This window comes from Dietzia papillomatosis NBRC 105045, from assembly GCF_001570845.1.
GTDB lineage: Bacteria > Actinomycetota > Actinomycetes > Mycobacteriales > Mycobacteriaceae > Dietzia > Dietzia cinnamea.
Window position 1 is genome coordinate 20,338 of sequence record NZ_BCSL01000028.1, and the last position, 13,941, is coordinate 34,278.

At 70.5% G+C, this 13,941-nt stretch carries 13 protein-coding genes; 4 read left to right on the forward strand and 9 right to left on the reverse strand.

Annotated elements, in window-relative coordinates:
- Positions 1 to 180: 180 nt before the first annotated feature.
- A complete protein-coding gene (locus DPA01S_RS10900; RefSeq protein ID WP_061228158.1) occupies positions 181 to 2,130 on the forward strand; it encodes a heavy metal translocating P-type ATPase in 1,950 nt (649 codons plus the stop codon).
- Between the two features lie 66 nt (positions 2,131 to 2,196).
- On the opposite strand, the gene DPA01S_RS10905 is transcribed toward DPA01S_RS10900, so the two are convergent.
- From DPA01S_RS10905 to DPA01S_RS10920, 4 genes are all read right to left on the reverse strand, one after another.
- On the reverse strand, positions 2,197 to 2,598 hold the full coding sequence (locus DPA01S_RS10905) for a cupin domain-containing protein (RefSeq protein ID WP_061228157.1): 402 nt from the start codon (positions 2,596 to 2,598) through the stop codon (positions 2,197 to 2,199).
- Between the two features lie 133 nt (positions 2,599 to 2,731).
- Entirely contained in the window at positions 2,732 to 3,511 is a 780-nt protein-coding gene (locus DPA01S_RS10910; protein WP_063935576.1) for a Crp/Fnr family transcriptional regulator, read from the reverse strand.
- A complete protein-coding gene (locus tag DPA01S_RS10915; protein WP_061228156.1) occupies positions 3,508 to 4,968 on the reverse strand; it encodes an FAD-dependent oxidoreductase in 1,461 nt (486 codons plus the stop codon). The genes DPA01S_RS10910 and DPA01S_RS10915 overlap by 4 nt, the downstream gene beginning before the upstream one ends.
- Positions 4,969 to 5,067: 99 nt before the next feature.
- Positions 5,068 to 6,498, reverse strand: coding sequence for an aminotransferase-like domain-containing protein (locus DPA01S_RS10920; RefSeq protein WP_061228155.1), 1,431 nt, complete (start codon positions 6,496 to 6,498; stop codon positions 5,068 to 5,070).
- Between the two features lie 96 nt (positions 6,499 to 6,594).
- Between DPA01S_RS10920 and DPA01S_RS10925 the strand changes: the two genes are divergently transcribed.
- Entirely contained in the window at positions 6,595 to 7,827 is a 1,233-nt protein-coding gene (locus DPA01S_RS10925; protein WP_061228154.1) for a pyridoxal phosphate-dependent aminotransferase, read from the forward strand.
- 166 nt (positions 7,828 to 7,993) lie between these two features.
- Here the strand turns inward: DPA01S_RS10925 and DPA01S_RS10930 are convergent, their stop codons facing one another.
- Both DPA01S_RS10930 and DPA01S_RS10935 read right to left on the reverse strand, forming a co-directional pair.
- Entirely contained in the window at positions 7,994 to 9,262 is a 1,269-nt protein-coding gene (locus DPA01S_RS10930) for an alpha/beta hydrolase (protein WP_061916173.1), read from the reverse strand.
- A gap of 81 nt (positions 9,263 to 9,343) precedes the next feature.
- Positions 9,344 to 9,838, reverse strand: coding sequence for a glutathione peroxidase (locus DPA01S_RS10935; protein ID WP_061916176.1), 495 nt, complete (start codon positions 9,836 to 9,838; stop codon positions 9,344 to 9,346).
- 248 nt (positions 9,839 to 10,086) lie between these two features.
- Here DPA01S_RS10935 and DPA01S_RS10940 point away from each other — a divergent pair, with 248 nt between their 5' ends.
- Positions 10,087 to 10,575, forward strand: coding sequence for a dihydrofolate reductase family protein (locus DPA01S_RS10940; protein ID WP_439950982.1), 489 nt, complete (start codon positions 10,087 to 10,089; stop codon positions 10,573 to 10,575).
- Here DPA01S_RS10940 and DPA01S_RS10945 read toward each other — a convergent pair.
- Together DPA01S_RS10945 and DPA01S_RS10950 are read right to left on the reverse strand one after the other, a co-directional pair.
- Entirely contained in the window at positions 10,542 to 11,927 is a 1,386-nt protein-coding gene (locus DPA01S_RS10945) for an MFS transporter (protein ID WP_061916181.1), read from the reverse strand. The two genes, DPA01S_RS10940 and DPA01S_RS10945, sit on opposite strands and share 34 nt — an antisense overlap.
- A 133-nt stretch (positions 11,928 to 12,060) precedes the next feature.
- Complete coding sequence (locus DPA01S_RS10950; RefSeq protein WP_061916184.1) at positions 12,061 to 12,402, reverse strand: transglycosylase family protein; 342 nt, start codon at positions 12,400 to 12,402, stop codon at positions 12,061 to 12,063.
- 273 nt (positions 12,403 to 12,675) lie between these two features.
- Here DPA01S_RS10950 and DPA01S_RS10955 point away from each other — a divergent pair, with 273 nt between their 5' ends.
- Positions 12,676 to 12,885, forward strand: a complete 210-nt coding sequence (locus tag DPA01S_RS10955; protein ID WP_061228149.1) for a hypervirulence associated TUDOR domain-containing protein — start codon at positions 12,676 to 12,678, stop codon at positions 12,883 to 12,885.
- A 409-nt stretch (positions 12,886 to 13,294) separates the two neighbouring features.
- Here the strand turns inward: DPA01S_RS10955 and DPA01S_RS10960 are convergent, their stop codons facing one another.
- Positions 13,295 to 13,759, reverse strand: a complete 465-nt coding sequence (locus tag DPA01S_RS10960; RefSeq protein WP_061916188.1) for an SRPBCC family protein — start codon at positions 13,757 to 13,759, stop codon at positions 13,295 to 13,297.
- Positions 13,760 to 13,941 lie beyond the last annotated feature (182 nt).

The following is a 13,941-nucleotide window of genomic DNA, read 5'->3' on the forward strand; positions in this document are numbered from 1 at the left end:
GGCGGAGCCGCGTTTTCCGGACATTCCCCCACCGCCGGGCCTGCCGTATCCGATCGTGCGGTTAATTGATCACCGTCATGGTCGCTTCACCGGAACGCTCTTATGGTAATTCCGACGGGTCGAGGAGATGTGTCGGAAACACCGCACCGAAATTTGGACCCGGATATCGAGGAGTAGGTCATGAATACCATCCGTAAATGGATATACGGGCGTTGGTTCGTCCCGATCCTGTCGGGGCTGCTCATCATCGGATCCTTCATCGCATCCGGTGTGGCCGGCTCGGACTTCCGCGGGCTCGAGGACAACGCGGTCCTCGCCGACGTGTTGATGCTCGCCGCCGCTGTCGTCGCGGGAGCCCCCATCGTCAAGAAGGCGGTCGATGCCCTGCTCATCCGCCACATCGGCATCGATCTGCTGGTGTCGGTCGCGGGGATCGGCGCGATCATCATCGGCAACTACTGGGAGGCGGCCGCGGTCACCTTCCTGTTCGCGATCGGTCACGCCCTCGAGTCGGCCACCCTCAACAAGACCCGCTCCGCGCTGGCCGAGCTGGTTGCCGTGGCACCGGACGTCGCGGTGGTGATGCGTGACGGCGAACAGGTGGAGGTCCCGGCCGGCCAGGTCCGCGAGGGTGAGATCGTACTGGTCAAGAACGGCGCCAAGGTCCCCGTCGACGGCCAGGTCGTGGCCGGTTCCGGTGCGCTCGACGAGGCCTCGATCACCGGCGAGTCGATTCCCGTGGAGAAGTCCGAGGGCGACCAGGTGTTCGCCGGCACCGTGTCGCGCGGGGGATTCCTCCACGTCCTGGCGACCGGCATCGGTGCCGACACCACCCTGGCGCGGATCATCCACCGCGTCGAGGAGGCGCAGGACGCCAAGGCGCGTACCCAGAGTTTCATCGACCGCTTCTCCGCGTGGTACACCCCGGGCATCATGGTCCTGGCGCTGGTCGCCGGCCTGATCAGCGGCGATGTGGTGCTGGCGCTGACCCTGCTGGTGATCGGCTGCCCCGGTGCGCTGGTCATCTCGATCCCGGTCGCGATCGTCGCCGGCATCGGCAGGGCGGCCCGCAACGGCATCCTCATCAAGGGCGGGGAGTACCTGGAGACCTCCGCGAAGATCGACGTCGTCGCGGTGGACAAGACCGGAACCCTCACCGAGGGACGACCCGAACTGACCGACGTCCTCGTGCTGGCCCCTGACAGGTCCCGCGCCGACGTGCTGGCCCTGGCGGCAGGCGGCGAGGCGGGCTCCGAACACCCGCTGGCCCGGCCGATCCTCGAGGCGGCCTCGGCCGAGGGGGTCGCCTACGACACTCCCGAATCGGTCCGGCCTATCGCGGGCAAGGGTCTGACCGCGCAGGTGGACGGGCATCGCGTCCTGATCGGCAACCAGGCGCTGCTGGACGAGTTCGGGATCGCCGACGACGGCGGCGCGGCACGGGCGGCCGACGACTTCGCCCGCGACGGCAAGACCCCCATGATCATCGCCGTCGACGACGAGGTGGCCGGCGTCATCGCGGTGGCCGACACCGTCCGTGCCGATGCGGCCGAGATGATCGCCCGGCTCCACGGTTCCGGTGTCGAGAAGGTCATCATGCTCACCGGTGACGTCCCGCTGGTCGCGGAGGCGGTCGGCGCGGCCACCGGGGTGGACGAGGTCCGGGCGGGGCTGCTGCCGGAGGACAAGCTGCACGCGGTCACCGAGCTGCAGCGGGCGGGCCACACCGTGGCCATGGTCGGCGACGGTGTCAACGACGCTCCCGCGCTGGCCACCGCGGACATCGGTGTCGCGATGGGCGCCGCCGGGTCAGCCGTGGCGGTGGAGACCGCGGATATCGCACTCATGGGTGACGACCTGCTCAAGCTGCCGGAGGCCGTCGGTCTGGCGAAGCGCACCGTGTCGGTGATGCGTCAGAACATCGCGGTCGCGATGATCACCGTGGCCGCGCTGCTGGCAGGTGTCTTCGCCGGAGGGGTCACCATGTCGATCGGAATGCTCGTTCACGAGGCGTCCGTCCTGGTGGTCATCGTCAACGCGATGCGTCTCCTGCGTCGGCGGGTCGACGTCCACCGCACCGTCGCCGACCCGGATCGCCGGGGGCGGCACCGCGAGGCGGTCTCGGCCTGACCTGACACCACATCGCGGGCCCGCACCGGAAGATCGACCGGACCGGGCCCGCGGTGTCTCGTCAGATCAGTGGTCGTCGTCCGCCTTGGTCTGATGAACGGTGCCGTGCTCGTGCTCGGGCGGGCCGTACAGCGAGTACACCTTGAGGTCGTCATCACCGATGTTGGTGACGTTGTGCCAGCTCCCGGCGGGCACGAGGATGACCCAGTCGTCGGAGACCTCGCGGACGAAGTCGAGCTGGTCCTTCGCCGGCCCCATCTCGACCCGACCCGTGCCGGCCTCGACGCGGAGGAACTGGTCGTGGTCGTCGTGGACCTCGAGACCGATGTCGTCCCCGGGGCGGATGCTCATCACGGTGAGCTGCATGTGCGATCCCGTCCACAGGGTGGTCCGGTAGTTGTCGTTGGCGAGGGTGGCCTCCTCGATGTCGACGACGAACGGGTTCGGACCCTGGTCAGTGGGGCTCATCGATATTCCTGCTTCCGTAGGCGGGTACACACTGTGGCCGGCGGCCGATGTTGTCCTCCCGAGTTTCGGTCACTCCCGGGCCACTTTCAACCAAGGACAGGCTGTGCAACGCCCCGCGAACGCTCGCGGGCGCTCAGCGCGGCTCGGCGATCTCGGCCAGTCGCTCGCGGTCGAGCACGGCGGTCCAGCGGCGACCGGAATCGATGATCCCCTCCCGCCGGAGCCTGCTCATCACCCGTGACACCGACTCGGGTGTGGACCCGGTCATCCCTGCCAGGTCGGATCGCGTCAGCGGTAGCTCCAGCAGCGTTCCCGCCGCGCGGCCGTCGCCGAACCCGGAGCGGGCCTCACCGAACTTGTCGGCGACACGCAGGAGTGTCCCGGCCACCCGCTGCGACACGGTACGGGTGGCGTGGTGCGTCACCGTGGTCCGCGCGTCCTCGAGCAGCCCCGTGAGGTGGTCGACGACGCGCAGCGCCACCTGCGGGAATCGGGTGAGGAGGTCGCGGAAGTCCTCGGCGCTGATCCGCAGCGCGCACAGTGTGTCGATCGCCTCGACCGTCTCGCCGTACCGCGGCGTGCCGAGCGAGTCGACACCACCGGCGAAATCACCCGGTGCGAGCAGGTCGACGACGACGGTCCTGCCGTCCTCGGAGTTCCGGTACGCTTTGGCGCGACCGTGGGCGATGACGTAGAGGTAGCCGGAGCGCTCGCCCTCGGTATACACGGCGTCGCCGGAGCCCCACGACAGGGACACCGCCCGCCGGTCCACCTCAGCGATCCCGTCGGCGTCGAGGTCGGCGAAAAACGGAGTGCGGTGCAGGACCGCGAGCCGCACGTCGATCGAGCAGGCGTGAGGTTGTGCGCAGGTCGGTCGCAGCGGTGTCCGGCGGCGTCCGGGGATCGCCGTCACGTCGTATCGTGGCGCTTCAGGTTGCTCGTGGCGGGGCCCTCGATGAGCTCACCACATGCCGAGAAGCGGGACCCGTGCCAGGGGCAGTCCCACGAGCGCTCGACGTCGTTCCAGCTGAGCACGGCGCCCATGTGCGGGCACAGCAGGCCGACAGTGCACCTCTCGCCGTCGTCGGCCGTCGCCTCGCCCCTCGGTCGGACGCTCGGCCGCGGGCGCCGGACCACCGACTTCGCCGCGGCGGCGGCCATGTGGACGGGCAGGTCGGCGTACATCGACGGCGCGGTCTTGATCACGCCGGTCAGCGTCGGCTTGCCGAACGACACGCGTGGGTCGAGCCCTTCCAGCCGGTCGACCATGATCCCGGCCGCCGCGGCGGACCCGCTGACCCCCCACTTGCTGTAGCCACCGGCGTAGTGCACGCGGCCCCTCCCCCACGGGAGCGGTCCCGACCTGGGGACCATCTCGACCGGGTGGAAGTCCTGCGCGGACCACCCGTGGGTCATCCGCGCACCGGGGAAGTACTTCTCCGCGTATTCCCGCAGTGACTCGATCTTGGATCCGGTCGGGGCGACGGTTCCGGTGCGGTGGCCGTTGCCGCCCACGAAGAGTACCTCCCCGTTCTCGGTCGGCACGGTCCGCAGCGAGCGCACCGGCGTCTCCACCGAGCCGTACATGCCCTCCGGCAGTCCGCCGTCGTACTCGAAAGCGCATAGGTACGAGCGTTCGGCCTCCATGGTCGCCACCGTCGGGCCGCGGTCCAGTGACGGCCCGGACGTCGCCAGGAGCACGTCACGCGCGGTGAGGATCCCGCGGTCACTGCGTACCTCGGCATGGGCGTCGGCGCCGTCGCCGCGCGGGGTCACCTTGGTGACGCGGGACTGCTCGACGATGCGCACCCCGAGCGCGTCCACGGCCTCGACGAGCGCGGCCAGCGCCTGGACGGGATCGATCTGCAGCTGGTCGGGCAGTTCCACCGCCGATCGAGCGGGGAACGGGACATCCAGTCGATCGTACCACCGGGCGGGAATACCGAGGTCGTCCATCGTCTGCTTCTCTTTGCGCAACGATGCCGTCCCCAGGGCGCCGCGCGAGTAGCTGAGCGCGGGCCTGCGCTGGGCGGGCACACCGTGCGTCTCGCAGAACTCCGCCCACCAGTCCAGCCCGTACTGATGGGCCTCGGCGTAATGACGGGCGGTCTCGAGCCCGTGCCTCGACCGCAGCGTCGACAGTCGCGTGCCCTGCAGGACCGAGACCTTGGCCGTGGTCGCGCCGCTCGCCCCGGCGCCGACGGTGTGCGCCTCCAGGACCACGACGGACTTGCCTCGCGCGGCCGCCATGAGGGCGGTGATGAGGCCGGTGAACCCCGCGCCGGCGATCACCAGGTCCACGTGCTCGTCCTCGGGGAACTCCGTCGCCGGGGGGTCGATCGTCGTGCGTCGCCAGAATGATGTGCCCATGGTGCGTCTCCTCTGAGCTCTCGCCGCGGATGTCGCTGGCGCTCACTGTAAGACAGGCCGTATGTACCCGCACCCGCTCGGTGGGCGCGGGTACGGGCCTCAGGAGTAACCGGAACCGAGCCTCTCGAGCACCCGCCGCAGGTCCGACGCGAACTCGGCCGCGTCCCGCGCAGCGAGCCTCGAGTAGCTCAGCACCAGCCCCGCCACCGCGTGGCTCTCCGCCTGCCCGCTGAGCGAGCGGGTGCGCCACCCCGTCTCCTCGAGGGCACGGACCACCTCGTCGTCGTCATATCCGGGCAGCACCACGCACAGGTGCAGGCCCGCCTCGACACCCGTCACTTCCGGGCCCGGACACTCGCGCGCGAGCGCCGCCACCAGGCGGCTCCGGCGGTCGGCGTAGACCCGCGCGGCGCGGGCCAGGTGCCGGTCCATCGCCCCCGACTCCAGGAACGCCGCGAGCGCCTCGGCCGGCAACGACGACGGGCCCCGGCGGTGGACCACCAGCCATCGCTCGACCTCACGCCACAACGACGCGGGCGGCAGACACCACGCCACACGCAGATCCGGCGCCACCGACTTGGACGAGGTGCCCACGTACGCCACGTGATCCGCCGCGCCGGGCAGCGTGACCAGCGCCGGCAGGGGGGCGACGCCGTAGCGGAACTCGCCGTCGTAGTCGTCCTCGATCACCAGCGACCCTGTCCTGCGCGCCCACTCCACCAGCGCGACCCGCCGGTCCACGCTCATGCGGTGCCCGAGGGGGAACTGGTGCGCGGGCGTGGTGAACACGATCGCGCGCTCGGCGCCCAGACGCGCGGCGTCGAGGCCGCCCGGCTCGGCGGGGTGCAGGCGCGCCTCGAGGCCCTGCTCGCGGGCCATCAGTCGCGCGCCGCGGTAACCGGGGTCCTCCATATGGAACACCGCGGGTGGCCGGTCGGGGCCCGCGGCGGTGAACGCCGCGCACAGGGCCGCGATCGCCGAGCGCGAGCTGTCGAACAGCAGGGGCTCCGCGCCCGCGATGCCGCGGTGACGACGCAGGTGCCCGGCGAGCGCGGCCCGCAGGGACGGGCTCGGTTCCTCCCACGGGTTGAGGCCGGCCAGCCCCTGCGCGGCGGCCGCCCGCACCGCGGCCCGCCACGCGCGCTGATCCACGAGGGTGGCGTCCGGGATGCCGGGCCGGAGGTCCCGCGGCGAGCGGCCCCGGCGGGGCTCGGGGGCCGACGACGCGACGGGGTCGGCGTGCCCCCGGGTGCGCGCGCCCGCCCGCGCGGCCAGCCCGGCACCGGCGCTGACACGGGTCCCCGACCCGTGCGCGGACTCGACGAAACCGGCCGCCGCGAGCTCGTCGAACGCCCGGACCACCGTGCCGCGCGAGAGCCCGGTCTGCTCGGCGAGCGCGCGGGTCGAGGGCAGGCGGTCGCCGTCGGCCAGCGCCCCCTCCGCGATCCGGTCGATGATCCCGTCCACGAGGTCGGCCGCGCCGACCACCTCGCCCACGACGAGCGAGACGGGGCGGGTGGGACGGGCCATGCGCTTCAGCCTAGGCGAGGCAGGCGAGAAGTGGTCCCGCGGAAATGTGCTAAGTGGATCTTCTGCCCGCGCCACTTCCGGGCTGGAATGGGGGCTATGCAGACCTACCGCCAGTCCCGCCGACTCCGCGACGTCCGGTACGACGTGCGCGGCCCCATCCTCACCGAGGCGATGCGCCTCGAGGCCGAGGGGCACGACGTCCTCCGGCTCAACCTCGGCAACATGCGCCCGTTCGGCCTGGACGCCCGGCCCGAGCTGGTGGACGCCGTCGCCCGAGGCCTCGAGGACGGGCAGGCGTACTCCGACTCGCGCGGCATCCCGGCGGCCCGCGAGGCCGTCGCGGACTACTACCGCCGCTGCGGCGTCCGCGGGGTCTCGCCGGCGGACGTGTTCTGCGGTAACGGAGTCAGCGAGCTCATCACCCTCGTCCTGCAGGCGATGGTCGACCCCGGCGACGAGATCCTCGTCCCCGCACCCGACTACCCCACCTGGACCGGCGCGGTGAACCTCACCGGCGGGATGCCCGTGCACTACCTCGCCGACGAGGCGAACGGCTGGAACCCGTCCCTCGAGGACATCGAGTCCCGCATCACCCCGCGCACCACCGCGCTGGTGATGATCAACCCCAACAACCCGACCGGCGCGGTGTACAGCGAAGAGACCGTCCGCGGGATGGCCGACATCGCCCGCCGGCACGGACTGGTGCTGCTGTCCGACGAGATCTACGAGAAGCTGGTCTTCGGTGATGCCGTGCACCACCACGCCGCGCTCGCGGCCGGCGACGACGTGCTGTGCCTGACTTTCGGCGGACTGTCCAAGGCGTACCGGGTGTGCGGGTACCGCGCCGGCTGGGTGGTGGCGACCGGGCCGCTCGACCGCGCCACCGACCTACTCGAGGGGCTGACGCTGCTGTCGAACATGCGGGTCTGCCCCGGCGTGCCCGGCCAGTTCGCGATCCCTGTCGCCCTGGCCGAGGACTCCCCGTGGGGACCGGAGGTCGTGGACCCCGACGGCCGGATCGAGCGGCAGCTGGCCCTCACCGCGGAGAGGCTCAACGCGATCCCCGGCGTGAGCTGCGTGGCGCCGCGCGGAGCGTTGTACTGCTTCCCGCGGATCGACCGGGAGATGTACGGGATCGACGACGACGAGGAGTTCGTTCTCGACCTGTTGCGCTCGGAACACGTCCTCGTGACACACGGCACGGGCTTCAACTGGCCGGACCCCGATCACTTCCGGATCGTCTGTCTGCCCGAAGCCGGTGTGCTGGAGCGCGCGGTCGGCGCGATCGCCCGCCATCTGGAGAGCAGGCTGACGGTCGCGGTGTCGTGAGGGGCCGGGTTCAGCGCCGCCCACCGCCGCGGCCGCACGGCCCCGCCCTCATCGAGAAGACAGTTCAGCGCGTATCGGCCGAGAGGCGGTGTGCGGAACTGTCTTCTCGATGGGTTACACGCCCGGGGTTACACGCCCGGGGTTACACGCGCGCGGAAGCGGTCGGTCAGGAACCGGACGAGCTCGACGAGCCCGACGACCCGGCCGAGCCCACGGAACCGGAGGTACCCGGGGTCCCCGTTCCGGACTCGACATCACCGCCGTACAGGGCGGGCTTGATGTGGTCCCAACCGGAGTCGAAGTTCTTGAGGAAGTTCGGCCAGTTGTGCAGGCCCGTGTCGGAGAAGTCCACTCTGTGCTCGACGCCGGCGCGATCGAGGGCCTTCTCGAACGCCTTGGAGTTCTCGTACACGCCCTTCTCCAGCACCAGGCCGATGAGCAGGCTCTGGTAGTTCGCGCCGTACTGCTTGAGGTCGGCCTCACCGATCTCGGCGTTGCCGGCCGAGAAGTAGACGGCCTTGCCGCGCAGGCCCTCCGGGTGGGAGATGGTGTCATTCTCCGCCCACCGCTTGCTGCGGTGCGGGCCCCACATGTTCTCGACATCGCCGCCGCGGGTCTCCACGCTCAGACGCACGGTCTGGTATCCGAGCTGGTCCATCGTGGAGTAGAAGCCGCTGAAGGACATCACGGCGTCGTAGACATCGGGGTGCGCGGCGGCGAGGTGCATCGCGGCCTGGCCGCCCATCGAGATGCCCCCGACGGCGGCCTTGGCGGTCGTGTCGAGCTGCTGCTCGACGACGGCGGGGAGCTCCTCGGTGAGGAACGTCTCCCACTTGTTGTGGCCGAGCGTCGGGTCCGTCTCCTCCCAGTCGGTGTAGTACGACGCGTAGGCGCCCGCCGGGTTCACCACGTGCACGTTCTCGTCTCTGAGACGGTCGGCGATCTCCGCCTGGTGAGCCCACCCGGTGCTGGCGATCGGCGCCCCGACCCCGTCGAGCATGTAGAGGACCGGCGCGGCGCCCTCACCACGCGACGGGACGACCTCGACGGTGATCTCGCGCTGCATGGCCTTCGAGGCGACGGTCCAGTACTCGTAGGCCCGCGCGTTGCCCGCCTCGTCCTTCCGGTACCGCTCGACGCCGCGGAACTCGGTCTTCGTGATCGAGGGGTCGACCGGGGTCGGCGTCCCCACCTTCTCGGTCGATCCCGCGTCGAGCGGGATGTCGGCAGAGCCGACCGAGCCGATGAGTCCGGCGGTGGAGCCGAGCGGCACCGAGCCGACGGCGTCGATGATCGACTCGAGATCGTCCTGGCCGAGCGTGGAGGGATCGATACTCGCGGTCTGGGCGAGAGCGGGAGAGGCCGACCCGATGGTCAGCGCGACGGCGAGTGCGCCGGCTGTGACAGCGGCGACGCGACGGAGTCCGGAAGACATGTGGCTCCAAAGAGTGATGAGAAGTGTCTGAGGAACCTTAATCCCGACTGAGTTCGGGGTGTTAACCGCGCACCGCTCCGTTCACCCCCGCAGTGCGTCGGCTACGGCGTCTCGCAGGTCCTCGGGCTTGCGGGCGGGCCCGAACCGGTCGATCACCCGACCGGTTCGGCCAACGAGGAACTTGGTGAAGTTCCACTTGATCCGCCCGCCCAACACACCGGACTTCTCGGACTTCAGCCAGTCGTAGAGCGGGTGCGCGCCCGACCCGTTGACCTCGATCTTGGAGAACAGCGGGAACTCCACGCCGAAGTTGCGCTCGCAGAACGCGCCGATCTCCTCGTCCGTGCCCGGCTCCTGGTGCGCGAACTGGTCACACGGGAACCCCAGTACCACGAAGCCGCGGTCGCGGAACTCCTCGAAGAGCGCCTGCAGCCCCTTGTACTGCGGCGTGAACCCGCACTTGCTCGCGGTGTTGACCACCAGGACGACCTGCCCCAGGTAGTCGGACAGGTCCTTCTCGCTCCCGTCCAGCAGGCTGGCTTCGAAGTCCGCGAGGGTGGTCTGGTCGTCGGGCATGAGAACTCCTCGTCGTCGTACTCGTCGTCGTACACGCCGCTGTCATACGGGACCGGCGGCACCGCGGTGACACCCGCCGCTGCCATTGTCACTGTTCCCAGGCCGCACGTGCGGGCGTACTCTGGCACACCCGTGTGAGGAGGCCGCCGTGAGCCAGCTGATCTACACCGCGTTCGTCTCGCTCGACGGCGTGGTCGAGGCCCCCCGGCGGCGAGCCCGGGTACCGCAACACCGGCTGGACGTTCGCGGTGGACTTCCTCGAGGAGGCGTACGGCCTCAAGGCCCGCGAGCAGGACGAGGCCGGGGCGATGCTGCTCGGCCGCGTCAGCTACCAGGCGTTCTCCGTTGTGTGGCCGCAGATGGTCGACGAGTTCCCGAAGTACAACGCCATGCCGAAGTACGTCGTGTCGACGACCCTCGCCGAGGGCGACCTGGTGGAGGGATGGGGGACGACGACGATCTTGCGCAACCTCGACGAGGTGGCGGCCCTGAAGCAGGCGGAGGGCGCGCCGATCCTCGTGCACGGATCAGCGACGCTGGCCCGGAACCTGTCCGACGCGGGCCTCATCGACCGCTACCACCTGTTGGTGTTCCCGTGGATCCTCGGCGCCGGCAAACGCATGTGGAGTGACACCGACAAGCCGCGGCAGAAGCTCGAGCTGGTCGAGAGCGAGGCCTACGGCAACGGCGTGCAGAAGCTCATCTACGACGTGGTCGGGTTCGACCCCGAGGCCTGAGCGCCGCGGGAGACCTCGGGCATCGAGACCGCCGACGCCGCCCCGATGAGGCCGAGCACCGCCAGGAACACCAGCGCCCAGTCCACGCTCACCGCCGCCAGCGCCGAGCTGACGCCTCCCACCACGAGCAGGATGACGCCCATCATCGTGTTGCCGACCGCGACGTACGCGGTGCGGGTGTCGCCCTCCGCCACGTCCACCACGTAGGTCTTGCGGCCCACGCGGACGCCCGAGTGCAGGAGCGTGAGCAGGAAGTACGCGCCGACGAACACCGCGGCGCCGACCAGTGAGCCGCCGTCGAAGCCCGGGATCGACTCGATCAGCACCAGGGCCACCGCCACGATCGACGCCGCCGTCGCCGCGCCCGCCATGAGCAGGCGAGAAGACCGGTCGGCCATCCGGCCGAAGATGCGCCCGCCGATCAGCGACGCCACGCCGGAGGCGAGGATGAAGCCGCCGAGCCCGGCCAGCGCGCCCGTTCCCGAGGCGATCGACATCGTCACGATGAACGGCGGGCTCAGCGACGACACCAGCAGCAGACCGCGCACGGAGATGAACTTCCGGAACGTGGCGTCCTCGCGGAAGAGCCGCGCCGCGTCCGCGAACCAGGAGGGTGACGACTCGTCGGACGCGGGGGCCTCCGCCACGGATTCCGGTTCGTCGGCAGCGCGGGCCTCGCCGGCCGGCTCGCGCACCCGCGCGTACACCGACGCCGACAGCGTCCACAGCAGCGCGCCCACGGCCAGCAGGATCGCCAGCGCGGTGTGGTCGAGATCCTCGCCGCCCAGCATCCGGATGAGCACGCCGAGGGTGATGGCGACCAGCCCGGCCGCCGACGTCGCCAGACCGACGATCTGCCCGCGCTCCCCAGACGGGATGGTGCGGCCCTGCACGTCCTTCGACGCGATCGAACACAGACACCGGCCCAGCGAGAACACCACGAGCGCGGCCAGGATCCCGACGCCCGCCGCCGTCCCGTGTCCGAGCGCGGCGATCGCGGCCATCACCGCCACCGACACCGCCTGCACGGCCGCGCCGGTGACGAAGACCCACTTCCGGCGGCGCACCCGCACCACGAGCGGGGTGAGGAACGCCTGCGGCAGCATCGACCCTGATTCTCGGATCGGCACCAGCAGGCCCACGAAGGCCGCCGGCACGCCGAGGACGTGGAACAGCCACGGCAGTACCGTGGAGGCGTTGACGGTCTGGTCCCCCGACGACTGCAGTGTGTTGGCGGCGACGAGGCGCAGGCCGTTGCGCGGAAGGTCGCGTCGGACGGGCTCGGGGAGTTCGTGTTCCGCGTCGACGGAGCGGGTGACGAGACGGGAGTAGACACGATCGGCGGTGGTCACCGTTCAGAAGACTAGCCGCCTCCGCCGTCTACCACTCCGCCACCCGCCCAGGCCGCCGGCGGAGAGACGTCAGACCGGCGCCGGAGGATCGCCCCGGCGCCGGTCGTGCGCATATTCGTGTGCGGCGCTCGGATCAGGCGAGCGGCCCACCACAGTTCGGCCAGGCGCCCGCGCCCTGACCCGCGAGCACCCGCTCGCCGATGTCGATCTGTTGTTCACGCGTGGCCTGGTCGGCCGTAGCGGCGTACTCGCCACCGCCGTACCCGCTCCACGTCTGCGCGGAGAACTGCAGGCCACCGTAGTAGCCGTTCCCCGTGTTGATCTGCCAGTTGCCTCCGGACTCACACTGGGCCACCTGGTCCCAGCTGCTGGCCGGGGCCGCGTGGGCCGCCGGGGCGGCGAGTGAGACACCGGCCGCGGCCACGCCTCCCGCGAACATCGCACCGGTCAGGGTTCGGACGAGCTTCTTCTGCATCCCTCGTGACCTCCTGAAGGTCTCGTGTCGTGCTCTACGACTGGTTCGTCTGCTTCGACGTCGTCTGTCGGACGGTCGCCGAGACTACGAAGAGCCGGGAGGGGCCCCGCAACCCCCGGGAGCGGGATCCGGGGCCCGACCGGCCAGTGCGCTGGGCGACCGCTGACGTGCAGGCATGCAGGTCACGGCGCAGGCCCCGCTGATCAGACGGCGGGCGGGATCGAGTGCGTGAGATGGCTCACCTCGTCGTCGTCCGGCGCCCATACTGGTGTCATGAGCGACTTCGAGAAGGGCGACCACGTCGAGTGGAACTCCGAGGCCGGGATGGTGCGCGGAGTGATCCGCGACATCCACACAGAGGACGTGGAGTTCAAGGGACGCATGCGGAGGTGCAGCAAGGACGAGCCGCAGTACGAGATCGAGAGCGACAGGACCGGCCACATGGCCATGCACAAGGGCTCAGCGCTGAAGAAGATCGACTAGAGCGGGACGTGGCCGGGCGCGAGCGGCGCTCGAGGCGGGGGCGGCGCTCGAGGCGGGGGCGGCGCTCGGGGCAGGGGCGCAATCCGCGATCCACGTCGGCGGCACGCCCGGCTCTGAGCGCACGCGCGACAGCTCACCCATCTGATCGCGCACCGCCTACGGGACCCCATAGGCGGCGCGCGATCAGATAGGTGGCGCGGCGCGGGCAGGTGATGTGCCCGCAGACTCGGCGAGGCTGCGGACGTGATGCGGCAGCGGGCCCGCCGCGCGACTGCAGGAGCGGCGATCCGCCCCTCCGATTGCGATCCGCCCCCGTAGTTCCGGGGGCGGATCGAGATCCGAGGAGCCAATCGTTGGGCGAGGAGCCGATCGTCGGGCGGCAGGCGGCGGGCCCGGCCGGGCCGCCCGCTCAGCCGGCGACGGCCGCGGCGAGGTTGCTCAGCGAATCTTCGAGCTGCTTCTCCGACACCAGCGGGAACGACACCTTCTTGAGCAGGTCCTTGTCGGTGACCTTGGACCAGTCGTAGGTGTGGCGGACCAGCGTGGAGTCCGGGCCCTGGGCCTCGAGCTCCCAGACCCACTCCCAGCCCTTGGGCTCGGTGCCCGCGGGCGCGGTCTGCCAGGCCAGCAACTTGTCCTTGGCGAAGCCGGTGACGTGGTTCTCGGTGCGGTACTCGCCACCCATGTGATCGCCCTCCATATCCATGGCGAACACGTCCCCGACCCGCTGGATGCGGTCGGTCTTGTAGTCGCCGCGCACGAAGCCGGAGCCGTCCAGGCGGGCGTGGTTCTCCGGATTGGAGAGGAAATCGAAGATCGCAGCCGCCGAGTGGTCGATCACGCGCTCGACGGTGATGGCGTTGGAATCAGTCATGACTCCACTGTGCCCGCCGCCGCGGCGGGGCGCATCCGGTCAGCGATCGGCGCCGAATTCACCGTGGGTTCACCCCGTACTCCCGAGCCGGACCGACGAGGGTGCCAGGATGGAGTGTCCGTTTCATGGTGCAGATGGGAAGTGGTCGCGTGTCGCGGTCTGTTGGTCGTCGAGCGGTACTG